Genomic DNA, 20,560 nt, shown 5'->3' with positions numbered 1-20,560 from the left:
GCACCGGCTGGTCCTCCTGCCCCAGGCCGCTGCCGAGGTGGTCGTGGCTGTAGAGGCCGTGCGTGCAGGCTCGGGTGACGCCGTAGCCGGTGGTTGATCCGGAGGCATGGCCTGAGCGGCTCCGGCGCGCATGCGAACTGGTCCGGGACGCCGCGCTGTCAGTGCCCTTTGGCAGCATGAGCCCATGAGCAAGGTAGTGAACTACAGCATGGCGAACCGCGGCGAGATCGCGCGCTTCGTGCCCGCCGCGGACCTGAGCGCCGACGAAGCGCGACGCCTGGACACCATGCGCGTCCGGGCGAAGGCACGTCAGGACGGCCTCGACCACCAGGGCGTGGACTGGGGGCTGTCGGTCCCGGACGCCCTGGAGGAGCTGGTCTCCGGCCGGGCCGACTCCTCCGCCGATTACGCCGGTTGCGCCTATTACGCGGCCCTCCAGATCGTCATCGACCACAACGCGAGCGACAGCGCGACCCTGGCGAGCTACCGGAGCCCCGTCACCTACTTCTCCGCCCTGGACGACGCCCTCAGCGCGGCGGGCGTCCCGGCGGACCTGCTGCCCTACCAGTACGTCTTCAGCGGCCCGCCCTCGGAGATCGGGTTCCACATACCCCATCCCCCGGAGGGCTCACCGGAGATCGGCTGCTGGCCCCTCGCGAAGGCGGGCCCCGCGGTGGAGGCCTACCGTTCGGTGCTGGACCGCGTCGACGCCGATCTCCGGTACGACCTCGGGGAGCTCATCGAGGCCCTCGACGGCTGGGCGTCGGAGTGGAACACGGGCGAGGGCGCCTGGTGGTGGGCCGAGGACGGCTCGATCTTCTTCTCGATCACCGGCTGACCTTCTGAGGGGCGGCCGGAGCGGATGCCGTCGAAAGCAGCCCTGGTGTAGGCCGTTTCCTTCGGATCACCTCGCCGACCAGGTGAAGATGGCGGCGAGGTGGAGTCCGGCGAGGTGGATGGCGGCTGGGCTAGCCGGGCTATGTGATGCGGTCCAGGAAGTCCAGGACTCGGTGAGAGACCTGGGCGGTTGCCTGCTCGTCATAGGACGGCAGACTGCTGTCGGTGAACAGGTGCCTGTCGCCGGGGTAGAGAAACAGTTCGGCATCCACCGCTGTGGCGACGAGCGCGCGGGCCGCGTCCACATCGCCCTCTCCGGCGAAGAACGGATCCGCGTCCATGCCGTGTACCTGAACCGGGACATCGCCGGGCCAGGCACCGCTGAACTCCGCGACCGGGACGCAAGCCTCCAGCAGCAGTGCCCCCCGTGCGCCGGGCCGGGTCTGCGCCAGCTTCTGCGCCGGCAGGACGCCGAGTGAGAACCCGAGGTAGACGAGTTCCGAAGGCAGCCCCTCGGCGGCGGCGGTTCCGCGCGCGACAACCGTGCCGAAGCTGGCATTCTCGGCGTAGCCCATGCCCTCCTCAAGGCTGTCGAATACGTGCCCCTTGTACAGGTCCGGGACGTGGACGGTGTGTCCGGCGCGGCGAAGCTGCTCGGCGAACTCGCGGATGCCGTCGGTCAGCCCGTGCCCGTGGTGGAAAACCAACACCTCAGCCATGTCGCTCCCCTCGTGCTGCGGTGCCCGGACGGCGCCGCGGCACGAGTATGGCCCGCGGTACTGACATCTGCGGGCCTTCAGCGGACGGGAACAGGCCGATGAGCCGATGGTGCTGCCCAGCGCGTAGGTGAAGACGGCGGCCGCCGTCTGGACCGCTTGCTCACCGACGACGCCGGACTTCTCGCAGCTAGACCCCGGCTCGCGCGAAGTTCAGGCATGGTCTTGCACTTAGTTCAAGTCGTGTCGTACCTTCCTCTTGAACAAAGTGCAAGTCGCTGGGGAGGTCGCGGCGACGAGGGGAAGACGAGGGGAAGGGGAACGGGATGTCGTACGAGGTGCTGCGCGGATTCGTCGAGTCGACCGCCAAGGAGTTCGGGATTCCCGGCGCTGCCGTCGGGGTGTGGCGGGACGGCCGGGAGGTGTACGCCTGCCACGGCGTGACCAGCGTCGACAACCCCCTGCCCGTGGACGAGCGGACGCTGTTCGTGCTGGGCTCCGTCACGAAGCCCTGGACGGCCACCGCGCTGATGCGCCTGGTCGGGGACGGGCGCGTCGAACTGGACGCGCCGGTTCGTCGATACGTTCCCGAGCTCGTGCTCAGCGACGAGCAGGCCGCGGCGGAAATCACCGTCTCGCAGCTGCTCAACCACACCGCCGGACTGGACTGGAGGCTGAGCGTCGAAACCGGTGAGGGAGACGACGCCCTGGCCGCGTACGTGGCGAAGATGGCCGAGTCGGAGTTGATCGCGTCGCCCGGCGCCCGAGCCTCCTACAGCCAGATGGGCTACAACCTGGCCGGGCGGATCATCGAGAACGTCACGGGTCTGACCTACGAGCAGGCCGTCGGCACCCTCCTCCTCGAGCCGCTCGGCCTGTCCGACAGCGTCTTCGCGCCCGCCGATGCGATGACCCGGCGCTTCGCGGTGGGGCACAACCTCGGCGAGGACGGAACGCTGACCGTCGTCCGGCAGTGGAAGGACACCCGCGCCAACAACCCTGGCGGTGGCGGCGTGTCCTCAGTGGCGGACCAGCTGCGCTGGGCACGATTCCACCTCGGTGACGGCCGCGCCGAAAGCGGTGAGCGTGTGCTGCCCGCCGAGCTGCTGCTGCGGCAGCAGGAGCCGACGGTCGAACTGCGGGGCAGCTCGCTCGCCGACGCCTTCGGCATCGGCTGGTTCCTGCGCGACGTGGACGGTGTGCGCACCGTCGGGCACGGCGGCTCGGTCAACGGCCAGTTCGTCGATCTGCTCATGGTGCCCGAGCGGAACTTCGCCGTCGTCACAGCGTCCAATGCCGGCCCGGACGCCGGGCTCGCCTTCAACCAGGCCGTCGTCCGCTGGGTGCTGGAGACCTACCTGGGTGTGGTCGAGCGGGAGCCCGAGCCCCTTCCGTACGACGAGGTGCGGGCCCGGGAGGTCGTCGGGAGCTACGCGAACGAGCTGATGACACTGACCATCGCCACGGACGGAGCCGAGCTGACGATCGCCTGCGACATCAAGCCGGAGATCCGGGCGGCGACGGACACGCAACTGCCGCCGGACCTCCCGCCGGCCCGTCTCGGGCTACTGCCCGGCGACGAGGACGAGTACATCGTCACCAGCGGCGGTCTCCAAGGGCAGCGCGGCTTCTTCAACCGCGACGACAGCGGCACGGTCGCAGGCGCCGACCTCGCCGGCCGGCTGTTCACCCGGGTCCGGGCCTGAACGACGGCAGGGCGGCCCTGTCTGAAGGGCCGCCCCACGGAACACCGGATGGTCCTCACGGGCAGGCCGGGCCACCGGGAAAGCTCCCCGCTCGAGCAGAGGGTCGTAACGTCCATGCCCCCAACCAGGCGAGTTCCATCGCCTGGTTGCAGGACATCCGGCAGGTCATGGGGCGGAGCGGAGTGAGGCGTTCGCCCTCAGCATGGCGTCCAGCAGGTCCTGCGTCGGGGCGCGGAAGACGTGGTCGGGGCCGGCGGCCTCCACGGCGGACCTGGCGACGTCGATCGCTTCGGTGAGATCCGTCATCGACCGGGCGCGGTCGAAGCGGCGCGACAGGGCGTAAGCGAGGTCGTACTTCACCGCGACGGGGTCGAGGAGGCGAGCACGGTCGGCGTCGAGGGTCCGCCTCATGACGTCTATCGCCCGGTCCAGATCGGAGCCGGCCCCGGCGCGTTCGAAGCGGTTGAGCAGAGAGTCTCCCAAGCTGCTCAGCCACTTGACCGCGTGATCGTCGTCGACGGACGCCACCGCGCCACCGGCTTCACAGCATTCGATCACCCGGTCCAGATCCGCCGGATCGGCCGTGGCCGCCAGCCGGCGCCGGAGCGCCTGCACCAGGGTGGAGAGAATGGCCTCCCGCTGGTCGACGGCACTGGACAGCGCTGTCTCAAGCAGATCGATGGACTGGTCGAGGTCCTCCGCCGAGCCGCCGTTCTCGAACCGGAGCAGCAGCATGAGGCCCAGATTGGCCATCATTCCGGGCCGGAAGGGGTGATCGGGATCGAGGTGGGTCACGATCTGCCGGGACAGGACGAGCGAGCTCTCGATCCTGGCCGGGTCCTTCGTTTCGGACGCCCCCTGTTGGAATGAGCCGGCCATGGGCACCATCCGCTCCGCGAGCGTGGGGAGCATGGGCTCCGGTATGTCGTCCAGCCCCATGACGAACGGCAGCTCGAACAAGTCCAGCGCGGCGTCGTAGTCGGCGTGCCCCTGGCCCTCGGGCACCAGCCGAGACCGGTACCAGCGAAGCCTTCCCAGCAGGTGCTGCGCGACGGCCGTCAAGCTGACGTCGATGTCCGCGTCGCCCTCGGCGAGTATCGCGTCGAGCTGCACCACTTCCGGAAGATCGCCTGGCGTCAGGATGACCGTGCCCATATCGCCGGAAGCGGCCGCGCTTTCCATCTTCCTGTTGATGAGGTGGATCAGTTCCCACACGTCGTCTCGTCTGCTCATTCCCCAACCCTTGCAGATCTTGAAGTGATCACCCAAACAGCTGTCACGGCTAGGTCTTCGCAAGGCTGGCCGGGGTGGCGACACGCGGCGTCGCCCCGCTGCCGTCCAGCGTCGCGGGAGCGCAGGCCGACATGCTGGTCGCTCGGCAGGGTGCCCTCCGTCGGCATGGCGGAGACCGGCGCGTGATGGCTTTGCCGCCGTGCAGGCTCAGCGGTTCTCCGGGGCTCTCGTGGTGCAATGTGACCTGTACGGTGCCGCCTCGGCGCGGCTCTTCGCGCGATCGGGGCGGAGCCCGGCCGGCATCGAGCACCAGGGGGTCGCTGTGACCGCAGGAGAGCCAGGCGGCAGCATGGCCGGTCGTCCTCTCGTGGGCGGAAGCCTGCGGGGTCGGGCGACGACTCTGGCGGGGGCACTGGAAGCAGCGGAGGCCGCGGCGCCCGTCGAGTCGCTCGACGTGGTCGCGCGCATGCTCAGGGACCACCTCGGAGCCGCATCGGTGTCGTTCCTGATCACTGACTTTTCCGGCGGCTCCGTCGTGCGGCTGGGGGCCGCGGGGAGCGTCGAGACCAGCGAGCCGGCCAGGCGCATCCCGCTGCGGGGCACGCTGTACGACGACGTGATCCGCACCCAGCGGCCGCAGGTGGAGGACGGGGGCGCGAACGACCTGGTGCGGGTCGTCGCGCCGGTGACGAACCGTGGGGACGCCCTCGGCCTGCTCGAGCTGTTCCTGCCCTCCGCACCGGGCGCGGAAGTGATGCGCGAGATCGGCGAGACCGCGCACGCCCTGGCGTACATCGTCATCGCGAACCGGTCCCATACCGACGTGTACCAGTGGGGCCGACGCACCAAGCCGCTGAGCCTGGCCGCGGAGATCCAGCACCGGTTGCTCCCGGCGTCGCTGGCGTGCGAGGCGGCCCAGTTCGCGGTGGCCGGGGCGCTGGAGCCCGCCGACCACGTCGGGGGTGACACCTTCGACTATGTGATCGACCGGGACACCGTCCAGCTGTCGGTGACCGACGCCATGGGTCACGACGTCGAGGCGGCGCTGCTCGCCACCCTGGTGGTAGGTGCCCTGCGGCGGGCTCGAAGGGCAGGCGCCGGCCTCGCCGAACAGGCCCGCCAGGCCGACCAGGCGATGCGGGACCACGGCCACGGGGGCTACGTCACCGGCCAACTGCTGCGCATCAGCCTGATCGACGGCACCACCGAGTTCGTCAACGCCGGGCATCCCTGGCCGCTGCGGATGCGCGACGGGGAGGTACAGCAGATCGTTCCGAAGGTCGATCGCCCCTTTGGTCTCAACGTCCAGACAGCGCAGGGCAACACCTACCGGGTGCAGTCGCTGGACCTGCGGCCGGGTGATCGGCTGGTGATGTTGACCGACGGCATGCTGGAGCGCAACGCCGAGGGCCTCGATCTGTCCGACCTGATCATCCGCAGTCGCGCCCTGCATCCCCGCGAGGCCGCCCACACCCTCATCGGAGCGATCGTCGACGCCGGCGACGGCCGTCTGGACGACGACGCGACCGTCATGTGCCTGGACTGGCACGGGATGGGCGACTCCCAGCGGGACGCCGCCACCGGCGCCGACCTCACCGACGCGTCACGACCGTCGACGACGGGACAGCCCCTCCCGGGCCATCACCAGGGCGCGTAACGCGCCAGGCGGCCCCGACGACGGTTGACGGGGACCGGGCGCCGGCAACGGGGGAGACGGGTGCTTGGCCCGGCCCCCCGCGGGTAGGCGCCCCCCGAGCCGGCGGCCCCTCGACGCGCCGGCAGGGAGTACGCCATGATCCTCATCCTCGGACTCGTCATCCTCATCGCAGCTCTGATCCTCGCCGTGGCCGGGGTCATGGCGAACCTCGGCAGCGCCCACGCACTCACCGACGACTTCTCCGTCTTCGGCTACCACGTGACCAGCTCGACCGGCGCCCTGTTCCTCTACGGCATCGTCGTCGGCGCCGCGGGCATCCTCGGACTGGTCATGATCATGATGGCCGCCCGGCGGGCATCCCGCCGCAGCCGCCTCGCCCGCCAGAGCGGATCCGTCACATCGAAGCGGGAGAGCGAGGTGACCGACCGTGAACGCGAGGACCTCATCCACCAGCGCGACGAGGCACGAGCGGAAGCCACACGTGGTCTCGGCGACGACCAGCGCGCCAGCACGCCGTTGACCGTGGGCCACCGGCGCCCGCGATGGCTCGGAGGGCGCTGAGTGCGACCAGCGTGATGCGCCAGTGCCGATCACGCGCCAGTGCCGATCACGCAGCCGCGCCGGCAGCTCTGTCCCGCGTCCCGGTCGGTCAGAAGGGAGGTTCGAGATCGCCGCGGCCATCGCTGTGTGGCCCGCAGTCCCAAACCGTCTCCTGGAAAGGTTCAATGCCGGTGACGTCGTGGCCCCATGTTCCGAGGGCCTTCCAGGCAACGCGCCGGTTGGCCTCGTCGCTGCTGGTGTCCAGGATGCGGCGCGCGTGCACGGCGAGGTGATCGCGGTACTGGGCGAGCGCGGGGTGTTCGGCGAGGACGAGCGCGGCGAGGCCGGCGGCTTCGCGCACGTCCTCGTGACTGTCCTGCAGGAAGGGCACGACGGCTCGATAGAGCGTCGGGCGCAGGTCCCGGAAGGCTGCCAGCGTGGTGTTGTGGGCGAGGAAACCAGGGAAGTACTGCTCGGTGCGGTCGACCGTCTCGTCGGACACGTCGTAGACCGTGGAAGCCAACCAGTTCAACCATGTCGCGCGGATGGGGACGTCGCGATACGGCCGGAGGGTCATGGCCGCCGGGTGGGCGAGGATACCGGCGACATACAGGGCGGCGGGGGCGGTGGCTTCGTAGATGCCGTTCTGGTGGCCGACCAGCTCCCCCAGTTCTGACAGAGCGGTGACCTGCACTCTGGGATCAGGCTCCAGCAACCGTGCCAGGACTTCGGGAAGGCGTGCACCGTTCCCGAAAGCCGTCTGGAGCGAACCCCAGTCAGTCTCCGCCAGGACTGCCTGGTAGGGCGGCAAGCCAGGCTCGCGGGGCACTCCGGCCGTGGAACTGCTGTGGTTCACGGGCCAAACCTAGCCCCCAGACTGAGAGATCGGTGTTCCGGTCACCTTCAGTTCCCCGCCCGTGAACACACCCTCGAACCCGCTCCCGTGGAATCGGGGCGAGATCTGGTGGTAGCGCAGGTTCCCCGCGATCATGTCCTCCAGGCGGTCGCAGTATTCGTCGGCTTCCGCGGTGAGGGCCCAGCGCGAGCGCAGCCCGACGTACTGCCGCTCCGTCTCCTCGATCGTCTCGACGAGCTTGTCCAGAGCCTCCTGAAGGCCCAGGCCGTACACGTGTTGCAGCACCGACACAGCCTGGACGTGCGCCTTCTTGCCGTTCCTGTCGTTCCACTCCTTCCGGAACGAGTACAGGTCATTCACGAGGCAGCAGTGATGCGCCGTCAGCCGGTCGAGCCGCTCCCGCCCGGCGGACTCCCACTCAGGCGCAGAAAGGTTCCGCTCCATCAGCGCGGGAAGGGTTGCGGTGAACAGCGGGACACCGAAGTTGACGTGCCGGTACTCCAGGTATTCGCCCCACCCCATCCGGGGCGAGCGGATCATGTGGGTTTCCTGGTACTGCGCCTGCGCCATGGATGCGAGACGCCGCAGGAAGTACCGCGCCAGCGATTCCGGGAGCCTCTCGGCGATCGTCATGGCCGTCGCCAGGTAGGAGCGGGGCAGTCCGTCGCCCCAGTCGCCGGCGGCGAACACGTCGTCAGTGTGGGACTGCCGCAACAGCAGTGTGACCGTGCGTGCCCATACCCTTTCAGCGCTCCCGGCGTCGCTCGTCCCGTACAGGGCCTCTTGCCTGTTCTCAGCGAACGTGTACAGGGCGTTGAAGCGGCACCAACGGTTCAGCAGGTCGGGGTCCACGTCGGGGAAGCACAGCGCCGCCCACGTCGTGTAGTTGTCGGCATGCACGGGAGCCGGGACGCGCGGGTCGTCGCTGAACAGACCGTACGCCCACGCGTTCGCGTCGGCGTCCATCTCGGCGCAGTGGTGGGGGTTGATGCGCCAGCGAAAGCCGGTCCGCACAGGGGGAATGGTGAACGTCTGGGCTCCCATAGCGGTGTTTCCTGTCCCGTCCTGAACGCCGGCCTCTACCCGCAAAGTGCCCTGTGAGGGTGCGCGGCACACCCGGGACACGGCAAAAGAGCCCCGGACGGATGAGGCCGGGCAGCTCAGCCGACTAAGGGTTGACCAGTGCGGAATACGCCCGTTCGAGCCCTGGTATGTGACCGTTCCCCAGGTCGACGTAGACATGGCCGCTGGCCGCTGGCCGCTGGCCGCTGGCCGCTGGCCGCTGGCCGCACACGCTTCACGCAGGGCAGTGCTCTGGTCCCTGACCCACGCGGCGATCTTCCGGTAGGTGGTGTCATCGGCTCCACCCGTGGTGGTCCGCCGATCAGGTACATCACCGGAAGACCGTACCTCAGGGCACGACTTGGGTGATCCCACCCTCGTGCCCGGCCAGGCACGGCGTTCGGTGCGCCGGCGTTGCACCAGGCCATCGGGAGAGGCCGGACGGGGTCAGCGTTGAGACGTGCCGAGGGTCCGGTCGGCCGTCGCGAAGCGGTGCTCCGTGGGCTTCAGCACTTCGTGGAGGTGGCCGAAGTACTCCGTTTCCGCCGTTCCCGTCAGCACCGCCAGCAGGAAGGCGAGGCACCCCATGTCGTGCTGCTCCCACAGGGGACCGCGCCCCTCGTTGTAGAGCACGCTCCACTCGTCGGGATGCTGACCGGGCCGTGCCAGCCAGTACAGGAACGCCCCCGTGCCCTCCTCGAACGCCCAGGGCAGGACCCGCGCCCCCGCCTCCAGCAGGCCGGCGGGCTTCGGCTCGAACTCCCACAGGCCGGTCAGGATCTCGTCCCGTTCCGTCGTCTGCGCGTGCAGGTCACAGTCGCTGTGGGCGGAGTCGGGGACGAGCAGCCAGATCGTGTCGTCGAAGATGCCGTCGCCGTAGGTCTCGACGAGCTGCTTGTAGTCGGCGGGCAGAGCCGTACCCAGGGCGTGCTCGGCCTGCGCCCAGTCCACCGCGGGCGGCGGGTCGGCGGGCGGCGGGCAGAGGCGGACGAGGGCATCGAAGGTGATCATGCAACGGACGCTACTGGACCCCTGGCGACTGCCCGTGGGGTGGGTCGGCAGGACAGGCGAAGATCCGCATCGGGCTCCACGGCCCGGGAACCAGTACCCTGCTCACGCTCTCCGAGGCTTGGTCGCCGTGATCGACGACCGCGGGCATGCACCGCCCCCGGCCCACGGGAGGTACTTCCTGGCTGCCGCTGCCCGGGCGTGGACGGACCGACCACCAGGCACGTCTGCCGGGCAAGCCCGAGCAGCGCCTGGGCAGGCCGCTCCGATCAGCGGCCTGCCCACCTCGGCCGGAGCGCACCGGACACGGCGGCGTCATTCGCCTGCTGACCGTGTACGGACATCCGCACCGGTTCCCGTCGGACGCTGAGCCCGCCCCGCGATGAGCAAGCGGTAGCCGTAGTCGACGGATTCCCGGGTCTGCAGATCGCAGTGGCGCCGGTGCCAGGCTCCCGAGGCCAGGTCCTCGCGCAGTCTCGCGATCGCCGGTTCGACCACGGACGCGGGAAGCTGGGCGAACGTCGAACTCGCGGCTCGGACAACGGGGTCCAGGTAGAACTGGGGACGCCGCCAGTAGGCGATCTGGAAGCCGTCGGTGAAGTCGTGCGGGATGGGAAAGGGCAGCACGGTATGCACGCCCAGGGCTTCCACCACGGTGGACAGCGGTGTGAAGCGTGCGTGTTCGAGCTGTCGGATCTCAGGCAGGTACTCCTCGATCAACCACAGCTCGGGCAGGTGCTGCGGATCCCACGTGAAGACCACCTGGCGATCGGAGACACGCCGCAGCTCGGCCAGGCCACGTCGCAGGTCGGGCCAATGGTGCACGGTCATGATCGCCATCGCCGCATCGAACGCACCGTCCTCGAAAGGCAGGCTCTCCGCCCCAGCCCGAACCTTGCGCGGGCCCTGGTGCTGATCGAGCATGACCTGCGACGGGTCGACCGCGGTGACCTCCATGTCGTCAGGCTCGTACGAGCCGGCACCGGCACCGACGTTGACGACGGTGCGCGCCCCGGCCAGCGCCTGGCGGATCAGATCGGCCAGACGAGGGTCCGGTCGACGGACGCGCCCGTATCCCAAGCCGATACGGTCATACGTCGCCACGTCCGGGTTACCCCCGGAGAGAGAAGCAGTCATGCGCCGGATCCCACCACCTCGATCACCAGCGGAGCGAGACATTTAGTCTGGGCCGAATGTTGCTGCTCCGGCTCGATGTGGAAGACCTGGCCTCGGTCCGCTTCGCCTGCTCACCTCTGCAAGAGACCGTCCAGAGCCTGCGAGCCTGGCGCAGCCCCGTCCGCTACGCCGCGCACGATCCGCTGCTTCGACAGACCGCCCCGCTGCTCCGGCACGTCGACTGGCCCCTCCTGCAGGCATTGGTCGGGCCCACCCGGCTCATCCCCGACTTCCTCACCCCCCACCCCCCGACGCCGAGCACGGATATCGACGACGAGTTCGCCGCACTGCGCACCACTTCGACGCGGCGCGTCACACGCGAACTCCTCCAGGCTGCCGACGGCCACCCCCTGCACCCGCTCTTGCGGCAGGCACGTACGGATCCCCACGGCCTCCTGCAGCGGATCGCCGATGCCCTGCACACCTACTGGCTCTTGATCATGGCCCCGCACTGGCCACGGATGTACGCCGTACTGCGCGCCGACATCCTCCACCGCGCACGCCGCCTCACCGACGGGGGAGCCGCCGTGCTCTTCGCCGACATCGACCCCGGTCTGCGCTGGCACTCGGGCAACGGCACCCTGGCCGTCGACGCCTTTCCCGGTCAGCGGCACGACCTGGCGGTCGACGGAAACGGGGTGACCTTCACGCCCTCCCTGTTCTGCGACCACGCCGTCACCGTCGTCGACCTCGCCCTGCCACCCCGGATCTGGTATCCCGCCCGCGGCCTCGCCACGGTCTGGCACACCGACACGACCGCCCCGCCCGCAGCCCTGGCCGACCTCCTCGGCCGCACCCGCGCCCGCGTCATCGGCCTGCTCGCACAGCCGGCGAGCACGACCGAACTGGCCCGACGGCTGGGCCTCAGCCCCGCCACCGTGAGCCAGCACCTCGGCGTCCTGCACCGCGCGGGACTGGTCACCCGGGCCCGGCAGGGACACCTCGTCCTCTACCTGCGGAGCCCCCTCGGCGACCAATTGCTGGCGTGATGTGCGCCCGGCACACAGTGGATTCGCCGCGACGGCGCCCAGCCCCCTGGAAGGGGCCGCCCGCTGACCGGGCACCGGCCGGAGTGCCCGCCGGAAATGGCTGGCAGGTGCATGACGGGTTGGCGGGGTGCGGGGCTACCTTCTTAGGGCTCCGGAGGGGCGGCTGTCCGAACGTGCGGACCACAGGCGGGCGGTGGCGGCGTCTCCAGTGCCCCGGTTCCGCCGAGGGGCCGGGTCCCCCACGCGTGAAGGAAGACCACCATGTCTCTGGGCATCTGGCTGAAAGCCGGCACCTCCGCCGCCGCGCTCGTCCTGGCGGCGGCGACCGCCGCGACCGCGGCACCCACGTCCGTACCGGACGCCACCGCAGCGGTCGTGACGCTCCGGTACGACGACAGCCGGGCCGTCGGCTGGGAAGCGGCCATCGCGGCCGGGGTCGCATCCTGGAACGCGAACGTCAGCAACGTACGGCTGGTGGAGGCCGCGCCTGGGGTCCGGGCCGAGATCGTCATCGTGGCCACCACCGGCTGGCCGCAGGCCACCCTCGGCCCGGTCCGTCCCGGGCGGCAGGTGCGAGTCGAACTGGGCGCGCAGGCCGTGAGCCAGGGGTACGACAAGACGCGCATCGCCGCGCACGAGCTGGGCCACAGCCTGGGCCTCCCGGACACCAAGCCGGGGCCGTGCGCCCAGCTGATGTCCGGGTCAAGTGCCGGGACGGCCTGCACCAACGCCGTGCCCAACGCGACCGAGCGGTCCCGTGTGCAGAACGCGTACGCGAACGGGCTCGCGGCGATCGTGCCGACCGACGGCCGGGTACTCGTCGACGCCCCCTGACCATCGGGACGGCGGGTGGGCCGGTGCGGGGGCCCGGCCGGGACGCGACTCCCGGAGGGCGACCGTGCCGGTCCACTGCCGCACTCCTATTGGGGTTTCGGGATCAGGTCGTGGCCCCGGCCGGCAGGTCGGGGAGTGCCTGCGGTGCCCCCTCCTTCAGCGGCAGGGTGAGGACCATCGTCAGGCCGCCGCCAGGGGTGTCCTCGGCGGTCAGGGTGCCGTCCATGGCCTCCAGGAAACCCCTCGCCACGGCGAGGCCGAGGCCCACCCCGGCGCCTCCGGGGGCGTCCCCGTACCGCTGGAACGGTTCGAAGATCCGGTCCTTGGCCTCGTCGGGAACTCCGGGTCCGCGGTCGACGACGCGGACTTCGAGCCGGGTGGCGACGGCGCTGGCGGCCACCAGGACGCTCGCACCGTCGGGGCTGTACTTGACGGCGTTCTCGACGATGTTGGCGACGGCCCGCTCCAGCAGACCGCGGTCGACGGCGACCATGGGAAGCGTCTCGGGGATGTCGAGGACCACGCCGGCGTCGGGCACGCCGGCCAGGGCCATCGGTACGACCTCGTCGAGGTCGGTCTCCCGGATGATCGGGACGACGGTCCCGGTCTGGAGGCGGGACATGTCGAGGAGGTTCCCGATCAGGTGGTCGAGACGGTCGGCGCCGTCCTCGATGCCCTCCAGGAGCTCGGCCCGGTCCTCGTCCGACCACTGCACGTCGGTGGAACGGAGCGAGGTGACGGCGACCTTGACGGAGGCGAGCGGGGTCCGCAGGTCGTGGCTGACGGCGGCCAGCAGCGCCGTACGGATCTGGTGGCCCTCGACCAGGCGGCGCGCTTCCTCCGCCTCGTCGACCAGGCGCTGACGGTCGAGTACGACGGCGGCCTGCGCGGCGAACGCGCCGAGCACCCGGCGGTCCTCCGCGGGCAGGACCCGCCCGGTCAGGGCCAGCGCCATGTTCTCGCCGATGGGCATGTCGACATCGGCGTCCTCCGGGCGGGCGACCGGATTCCGTCCGGTGCTGCCCGCGCAGGTCCACGGGTCGACCTCCGTACCGCGCTCCAGCAGGGCGACGGATTCCATGGCGAAGGTCTCGCGGACCCGCTCCAGCAGGGCGTCGAGGGCGGTCTCGCCGCGCAGGATGCTGCCGGCGAGGAAGGAGAGGATCTCGGACTCGGCGCGGAGCCGGGCGGCCTGGTGGGTGCGGCGGGCGGCCAGGTCGACGACGGAGGCCACCGACACGGCCACGCCGACGAAGATCGCGATGGCGACGATGTTCTTGGGGTCGGAGATGGTGAGCTGGTGGAGCGGTGGTGTGAAGTAGTAGTTCAGCAGCAGGGAGCCGAAGGCGGCCGAGGCGAGAGCGGGGAGCAGGCCGCCGAGGAGCGCCGCCGCCACGGTGCAGGTGAGGAAGAGCAGCATGTCGTTGGCGAGCCCGAGCTCGGGGACGACCTGGCTGAGCAGCAGCGTGAGCAGGGCCGGGCCGGCGATCCCGGTCAGCCAGCCCCAGATGATGCGGGGTCGGGCGAGCCGCCCGCCGCGTGCGACGGGCAGGGTGCGGCGGCCCTTGGCGGCCTCGTCGTGCGTGACGATGTGGACATCGAGGTCCGGGCCGGATTCGCGGGCGACGGTGGCGCTGACGCCCGGGCGGAAGACGGACTGCCATGAGCGTCTGCGGCTGACGCCGAGGACGATCTGGGTGGCGTTCACGCCGCGGGCGAACTCCAGCAGGGCGTCGGGTACGTGGTCGCCTATGACGTGGTGGAACGTGCCGCCGAGGTCCTCGACCAGGGTCCGCTGGAGGGCGAGCTCCTTCGGAGACGCGCCGGTCAGACCGTCGCTGCGGGCGATGTAGACGGCGAGGACCTCGCCGCCCGAGCCCTTCTCGGCGAGGCGCGCGGCGCGGCGGATGAGGGTCCGGCCCTCCGGCCCGCCGGTGATGCCCACGACGATGCGCTCGCGGGCCTGCCAGGTGGTGCGGATGTTGTGCTCACCGCGGTACTCGCGGAGGTACTCGTCCACGCGGTCGGCGACCCAGAGCAGGGCCAGCTCGCGCAGGGCGGTGAGGTTTCCGGGCCGGAAGTAGTTGGACAGGGCCGCGTCGACCTTGTCGGGCTTGTAGATGTTCCCGTGGGCCATGCGGCGGCGCAGGGCCTGCGGTGACATGTCCACGAGCTCGATCTGGTCGGCGCGGCGGACCACCTCGTCCGGCACGGTCTCCCGCTGCCGCACCCCGGTGATCGTCTCGACGACGTCGCCGAGGGACTCCAGGTGCTGGATGTTGACGGTCGAGACGACGTCGATGCCGGCCTGGAGGAGTTCCTCCACGTCCTGCCAGCGCTTGGTGTTGCGCGAGCCGGGCACGTTGGAGTGTGCGAGCTCGTCCACGAGGGCGACGGCGGGCCGGCGGGCGAGGACCGCGTCCACGTCCATCTCGGTGAACGCGGAACCGCGGTACTCCAGCTCGCGCCGGGAGATCTGCTCCAGCCCGTGGAGCATCACCTCGGTGCGCGGACGGTGGTGGTGCTCCACGAAGGCGACCACGACATCGGTGCCCCGTTCCACCCGTCGGTGGCCCTCCGAGAGCATCGCGTACGTCTTGCCGACTCCGGGGGCCGAGCCCAGGTAGATACGGAATTTGCCGCGTCCCATGACGTCATCCCTCGAAGCGGTAGCCCATGCCGGGCTCGGTGATCAGGTATCTCGGGTGCGAGGGGTCCGCTTCCAGCTTGCGCCGGAGCTGGGCCATGTAGACCCGCAGGTAGTTGGTGTGCTCGGAGTACGTCGGCCCCCAGACGTCGAGCAGCAGTTTCCGCTGGCTGATCAGCCGGCCCGGATTCGTGATGAGGATCTCCAGGAGATGCCACTCGGTGGGGGTCAGCCGCACACTGCGGTCGTTCCGCAGGACCTTCTTCGCCACCAGGTCGACGGTGAAGTCCTCGGTCGTGACCACGGCGATCTCCGGTGCGGGCGCCGACACCTCGCGGCGCCGGACGGCGGCCCGTAGCCGGGCGAGGAGCTCGTCCATGCTGAACGGTTTCGTCACGAAGTCGTCGGCGCCCGCGTCGAGGGCGCGGATCTTCTCCTCGGAGGTGTGACGTGCGGAGAGGACGAGGATCGGCACGCCGTTCGTCTCCCGCACCTCGTTGATGACGTCAATGCCGTCCATGTCGGGCAGGCCGAGGTCCAGCAGGATGACGTCCGGCTTGCGGACGGCTGCCAGGCGCAGGGCCCGGTGCCCGTCGGAAGCCGTCTCCACCTCGAACTTCCGCGCCTCGAGGTTGATCTTGAGCGCACGGACGAGCTGGGCGTCGTCTTCCACCACCAGCACCTTGATCATCGGTGTGGGGCCCTCCTCTTTCGGTGGATACGGGTCGGAGCCGGCGGGGCGCGGTGGGCACCTCCCAGCCTTCGCTGGGGGAGCTTCGCGCCACGTCGGCTCCAGACCCCTGTTCGGGGGAACGTCAGCCCTTGGTCAGTGCCTTGAGCGCGGTGTTGAGCTCAAGGACGTTCACGCGGGGTTCGCCCATGAAGCCGAGGGTGCGGCCGGTGGTGTGGTCGGCGACGAGCTTCTCGACCTGCCTGACGTCGAGCTTGTTGCGCTCGGCGACCCGGTGTACCTGGATCCCGGCGTATGCGGGGGAGATGTGCGGGTCGAGGCCGGACCCGGAGGAGGTGACGGCGTCGGCCGGCACGTCCTCGGGCTTGACCTCGTAGGAGGCCGTGGAGTTGTCGGTGACGACCGACTCCTTGGCGGCGACGACCTGGGCACACAGGGTGCCTTCCTCCGCGCCCGCCGTGCACAGACCGTTGACGGCGCCGTTGTCGGCGGACCGGTTGGTGGCGCCGGAGAGGATCAGCGAGTACTGGGTGTTCACGCTGTTGCTGCCGAGGCCGTTGGAGGGGCGCGGCTGGAACCACTTGAGGTCCGGCTTCGCGGCCTCTTCGGCGTCGTCCGGGTCGTTCTTCGGCAGGTTGTAGCTCTGCCCGATGAGGGAGGAGCCGACGACCTGACCGCTCTTGTCCTTGATCTCCGAGCCGTTGGCCTTGTCGTTGAACAGGGCCTGGGCGATGCCGGTGACGGCGAGCGGGTAGATCACGCCGCAGATGACCGTCAGGACCAGCAGGGCCCGCAGGCCGGCGCCGATCAGGCGTGCGGTGTTGCCCACAGAGTTGTTCATCGCAGATCAGCCGATTCCGGGGATGAGGGAGATGAGGAGGTCGATGAGCTTGATGCCGATGAACGGGGCGACGAGGCCGCCGAGTCCGTAGATCCCGATGTTGCGGCGGAGCATCTTGTCGGCGCTCGTCGGCCGGTACTGCACGCCCTTGAGGGCGAGCGGCACGAGCGCGATGATGATCAGCGCGTTGAAGATGACGGCGGAAAGGATCGCCGATTCGGGCGAGGTCAGGCCCATGACGTTGAGCTTGTCGAGGCCCGGGTAGACCACCGCGAACATCGCGGGGATGATCGCGAAGTACTTGGCGACGTCGTTGGCGATGGAGAACGTCGTCAGCGCGCCCCGCGTGATCAGCAACTGCTTGCCGATCTCCACGATTTCGATGAGCTTGGTGGGGTTGGAGTCCAGGTCCACCATGTTCCCGGCCTCCTTGGCGGCCGAGGTGCCGGTGTTCATCGCCACGCCGACATCCGCCTGGGCGAGGGCCGGGGCGTCGTTGGTGCCGTCGCCGGTCATCGCGACGAGCTTTCCGCCCGCCTGCTCCCGCTTGATGAGGGCCATCTTGTCCTCGGGAGTCGCCTCCGCGAGGAAGTCGTCCACGCCCGCCTCTTCGGCGATGGCCTTGGCGGTCAGCGGGTTGTCGCCCGTGATCATGACCGTCTTGATGCCCATGCGGCGCAGCTCGTCGAACCGCTCGCGCATGCCCTCCTTGACGACGTCCTTGAGGTGGATGACACCGAGGACGCGGGCGCCGCGCTCGTCCTTGACGGCCACCAGGAGCGGCGTGCCGCCGGCTTCCGAGATCCGGTTGGCCAGGGTGTCGGCGTCGTCGGAGACCTGTCCGCCCTGCTCCCGCACCCAGGTGATGACCGAGCCGGCGGCGCCCTTGCGGGTCTGCTTGCCGTCCGCGTCCACGCCCGACATGCGGGTCTGGGCGGTGAAGGCGATCCACTCGGCGCCGCCGAGCTCGCCCTGGCCGCGCTCGCGCAGCCCGTACTTCTCCTTCGCGAGGACCACGATGGAGCGGCCCTCGGGGGTCTCGTCCGCCAGCGACGACAGCTGGGCGGCGTCGGCCAGTTCGGCGTCCGTGGTGCCCTTGACCGGGACGAACTCGGAGGCCTGGCGGTTGCCGAGGGTGATGGTGCCGGTCTTGTCGAGCAGCAGGGTCGACACGTCGCCCGCGGCCTCGACGGCCCGGCCCGACATGGCCAGGACGTTGCGCTGGACGAGGCGGTCCATGCCCGCGATGCCGATGGCGGAGAGCAGGGCGCCGATGGTGGTCGGGATCAGGCAGACCAGCAGCGCGGTGAGCACGATCATCGACTGCTCGGCGCCCGCGTAGATCGCGAACGGCTGCAGGGTGACCACGGCGAGCAGGAAGACGATGGTCAGCGAGGCGAGCAGGATGTTCAGCGCGATCTCGTTGGGCGTCTTCTGCCGTGCGGCCCCTTCGACGAGGGCGATCATGCGGTCGATGAAGGTCTCGCCGGGCTTCGTCGTGATCTTGACGACGATCCGGTCGGAGAGCACCTTCGTGCCGCCGGTCACGGCCGAGCGGTCGCCGCCCGACTCACGGATGACGGGAGCGGACTCGCCCGTGATGGCCGACTCGTCGACCGAGGCGACGCCCTCGACGACGTCGCCGTCACCGGGGATGACGTCGCCGGCCTCGCAGACCACCAGGTCGCCGATACGGAGCTCCGTGCCGGGGACCTGCTCCTCCGCCGAGCCGTTGAGGCGGCGGGCGACGGTGTCCGTCTTGGCCTTGCGCAGCGTGTCGGCCTGGGCCTTGCCGCGGCCCTCGGCCACGGCCTCGGCGAGGTTGGCGAAGATCGTCGTCAGCCACAGCCAGGCAGTGATCGCCCAGCCGAACCAGTCGGTCGGGTCCTTGACGGCGAGCACGGTGGTGACGACCGAGCCGATCAGGACCACGAACATGACCGGGGACTTGATCATGATGCGGGGGTCGAGCTTGCGCACCGCGTCCGGGAAGGACTTGAGCAGCGCCTTGGGATCGAACAGCCCCCCGCCGACGCGGCCGGTCGTGGGCTTGTGCCCGGTGGGAATGTCCTCGTGCGGAGCACGGGTGGGGGTGACGGTGCTCATGAGGCGAGCCCTTCAGCGAGCGGACCCAGCGCGAGGGCGGGGAAGTAGGTCAGTCCGGTGATGATGATGATCGTGCCGACGAGCAGGCCCGCGTAGAGCGGCTTGTCGGTGCGCAGGGTGCCCGCCGTTTCCGGCACGGGCTTCTGCTCGGCCAGCGAACCGGCGAGCGCGAGGACGAACACCATGGGCAGGAAGCGGCCCAGCAGCATGGCGATGCCGATGGTGCTGTTGAACCACTGGGTGTCGGCGTTCAGACCCGCGAAGGCGGAGCCGTTGTTGTTGGCACCCGACGTGTAGGCGTAGAGGATCTCGGAGAAGCCGTGCGCGCCGGCGTTCGTCATGGAGTTGCCCGGGGTGGGCAGGGCCATCGCCGCAGCGGTGAAGCAGAGCACGAGAGCCGGGGTGACGAGGATGTAGCAGGCGGCCAGCTTGATTTCGCGGGTGCCGATCTTCTTGCCCAGGTACTCCGGGGTGCGGCCGACCATCAGGCCGGCGATGAACACCGCGATGATCGCCATGATCAGCATTCCGTAGAGACCGGAGCCGACGCCACCGGGGGCGATCTCGCCGAGCTGCATGCCCAGCATGGTGATGCCGCCGCCGAAGCCCGTGTAGGAAGAATGGAAGGAGTTGACCGCGCCGGTCGACGTCAGCGTCGTGGCCACGGCGAAGATCGACGAACCGCCGATCCCGAACCGGGTCTCCTTGCCCTCCATGGCACCGCCCGCGACGTCGGGCGCCGGGCCGTGGTGGGCGAACTCGGTCCACATCATCAGAGCCGTGAACGCGATCCAGATGACGCCCATGGTCGCGAGGATCGCGTAGCCCTGGCGCAGGTTGCCGACCATGCGGCCGAAGGTCCGGGTCAGCGCGAACGGGATGACGAGGATGAGGAAGATCTCGAAGAGGTTCGTGAAGGGGGTCGGGTTCTCGAAGGGGTGGGCGGAGTTGGCGTTGAAGTAGCCGCCGCCGTTCGTCCCGAGTTCCTTGATGACCTCCTGAGAGGCCACCGCCCCGCCGTTCCACTGCTGCGTGCCGCCCGTGAACTGGCCGACCTCGTGGATGCCCGCGAAATTCTGGATGACCCCGCAGGCGACCAGGACGATCGCGCCGATCACGGAGATGGGGAGCAGGATGCGGACGGTGCCGCGGACCAGGTCGGCCCAGAAGTTGCCGAGTTCACCGGTGCGGGAGCGCGCGAAGCCCCGTACGAGGGCGGCCGCGACGGCCATGCCGACGGCGGCGGAGACGAAGTTCTGCACCGCCAGGCCGCCCGTCTGGACGACGTGGCCCATGGCCTGCTCGCCGTAGTAAGACTGCCAGTTGGTGTTCGCGACGAAGGAGGCGGCGGTGTTGAAGGCCTGGTCCGGGTCGATCGACACGAAGCCGAGCGAGCCCGGCAGGCTGCCCTGGAGGCGCTGCATGCCGTAGAGGAACAGCACGCTCACGGCGGAGAAGGCGAGGACGGCTCGCAGGTAGGCGGGCCAGCGCATCTCGGCCGACGGGTTGGCGCCGATGGCCTTGTAGATCCACTTCTCCGGGCGGTAGTGCCTCTCGGAGGAGTAGACCCGGGCCATGTAGTCGCCGAGGGGACGGTAGGCCAGCGCGAGCGCGGCGATCAGCGCGAGCAACTGGAGCACACCAGCGGTTACGGGGCTCAT

17 protein-coding genes are annotated in these 20,560 nt (G+C 69.8%); 6 read left to right on the top strand and 11 right to left on the bottom strand.

Annotation, left to right across the window (positions count from 1 at the left end; genetic code table 11):
• Positions 1-184: 184 nt before the first annotated feature.
• Positions 185-838, top strand: coding sequence for a DUF7691 family protein (locus AC07B0_RS39520; protein WP_356882114.1), 654 nt, complete (start codon positions 185-187; stop codon positions 836-838).
• A 139-nt stretch (positions 839-977) separates the two neighbouring features.
• Here AC07B0_RS39520 and AC07B0_RS39515 read toward each other — a convergent pair whose 3' ends face one another.
• Entirely contained in the window at positions 978-1,556 is a 579-nt protein-coding gene (locus AC07B0_RS39515; protein ID WP_478900500.1) for a dienelactone hydrolase family protein, read from the bottom strand.
• 323 nt (positions 1,557-1,879) lie between these two features.
• Between AC07B0_RS39515 and AC07B0_RS39510 the strand changes: the two genes are divergently transcribed.
• Complete coding sequence (locus tag AC07B0_RS39510) at positions 1,880-3,259, top strand: serine hydrolase domain-containing protein (protein WP_478900499.1); 1,380 nt, start codon at positions 1,880-1,882, stop codon at positions 3,257-3,259.
• Positions 3,260-3,424: 165 nt separating this feature from the next.
• On the opposite strand, the gene AC07B0_RS39505 is transcribed toward AC07B0_RS39510, so the two are convergent.
• Positions 3,425-4,492, bottom strand: a complete 1,068-nt coding sequence (locus tag AC07B0_RS39505) for a hypothetical protein (protein WP_478900497.1) — start codon at positions 4,490-4,492, stop codon at positions 3,425-3,427.
• Positions 4,493-4,841: 349 nt separating this feature from the next.
• Between AC07B0_RS39505 and AC07B0_RS39500 the strand changes: the two genes are divergently transcribed.
• Positions 4,842-6,149, top strand: a complete 1,308-nt coding sequence (locus tag AC07B0_RS39500) for a PP2C family protein-serine/threonine phosphatase (protein ID WP_478900496.1) — start codon at positions 4,842-4,844, stop codon at positions 6,147-6,149.
• A 135-nt stretch (positions 6,150-6,284) separates the two neighbouring features.
• Entirely contained in the window at positions 6,285-6,710 is a 426-nt protein-coding gene (locus tag AC07B0_RS39495) for a hypothetical protein (protein ID WP_478900495.1), read from the top strand.
• Between the two features lie 88 nt (positions 6,711-6,798).
• Here the strand turns inward: AC07B0_RS39495 and AC07B0_RS39490 are convergent, their stop codons facing one another.
• The 4 genes from AC07B0_RS39490 to AC07B0_RS39475 form a co-directional block, all read right to left on the bottom strand.
• Positions 6,799-7,545: a hypothetical protein gene (locus AC07B0_RS39490; RefSeq protein ID WP_478900494.1), complete on the bottom strand. Its 747-nt coding sequence runs from the start codon at positions 7,543-7,545 to the stop codon at positions 6,799-6,801.
• 9 nt (positions 7,546-7,554) lie between these two features.
• Positions 7,555-8,559 (bottom strand): terpene synthase family protein, encoded by a 1,005-nt coding sequence (locus tag AC07B0_RS39485; protein WP_478900493.1) that lies wholly within the window; start codon positions 8,557-8,559, stop codon positions 7,555-7,557.
• Between the two features lie 495 nt (positions 8,560-9,054).
• Entirely contained in the window at positions 9,055-9,618 is a 564-nt protein-coding gene (locus AC07B0_RS39480) for an SMI1/KNR4 family protein (protein WP_478867126.1), read from the bottom strand.
• Positions 9,619-9,930: 312 nt separating this feature from the next.
• Positions 9,931-10,752 (bottom strand): class I SAM-dependent methyltransferase, encoded by an 822-nt coding sequence (locus AC07B0_RS39475; protein ID WP_478900492.1) that lies wholly within the window; start codon positions 10,750-10,752, stop codon positions 9,931-9,933.
• A gap of 56 nt (positions 10,753-10,808) precedes the next feature.
• On the opposite strand from AC07B0_RS39475, the gene AC07B0_RS39470 reads away from it, so the two are divergent.
• Together AC07B0_RS39470 and AC07B0_RS39465 are read left to right on the top strand one after the other, a co-directional pair.
• Complete coding sequence (locus AC07B0_RS39470) at positions 10,809-11,780, top strand: ArsR/SmtB family transcription factor (RefSeq protein WP_469384535.1); 972 nt, start codon at positions 10,809-10,811, stop codon at positions 11,778-11,780.
• Between the two features lie 261 nt (positions 11,781-12,041).
• On the top strand, positions 12,042-12,614 hold the full coding sequence (locus tag AC07B0_RS39465) for a snapalysin family zinc-dependent metalloprotease (RefSeq protein WP_356882092.1): 573 nt from the start codon (positions 12,042-12,044) through the stop codon (positions 12,612-12,614).
• Between the two features lie 103 nt (positions 12,615-12,717).
• Here the strand turns inward: AC07B0_RS39465 and AC07B0_RS39460 are convergent, their stop codons facing one another.
• The 5 genes from AC07B0_RS39460 to kdpA all read right to left on the bottom strand — a co-directional run bounded on the left by AC07B0_RS39460 (position 12,718) and on the right by kdpA (position 20,560).
• Entirely contained in the window at positions 12,718-15,264 is a 2,547-nt protein-coding gene (locus AC07B0_RS39460) for a DUF4118 domain-containing protein (protein WP_478900491.1), read from the bottom strand.
• Positions 15,265-15,268: 4 nt separating this feature from the next.
• Positions 15,269-15,952, bottom strand: coding sequence for a response regulator (locus AC07B0_RS39455; protein ID WP_356882088.1), 684 nt, complete (start codon positions 15,950-15,952; stop codon positions 15,269-15,271).
• Positions 15,953-16,076: 124 nt separating this feature from the next.
• Positions 16,077-16,793, bottom strand: coding sequence for a potassium-transporting ATPase subunit C (locus AC07B0_RS39450; protein ID WP_478900490.1), 717 nt, complete (start codon positions 16,791-16,793; stop codon positions 16,077-16,079).
• Between the two features lie 6 nt (positions 16,794-16,799).
• Positions 16,800-18,899 (bottom strand): potassium-transporting ATPase subunit KdpB, encoded by a 2,100-nt coding sequence (kdpB, locus tag AC07B0_RS39445; RefSeq protein ID WP_469384539.1) that lies wholly within the window; start codon positions 18,897-18,899, stop codon positions 16,800-16,802.
• On the bottom strand, positions 18,896-20,560 hold the full coding sequence (gene kdpA / locus AC07B0_RS39440; protein ID WP_478900488.1) for a potassium-transporting ATPase subunit KdpA: 1,665 nt from the start codon (positions 20,558-20,560) through the stop codon (positions 18,896-18,898). The genes kdpB and kdpA overlap by 4 nt, the downstream gene beginning before the upstream one ends.

It is taken from the genome of Streptomyces sp. NPDC044704 (assembly GCF_056433525.1).
This window is presented reverse-complemented; position numbering and strand designations above follow the sequence as displayed.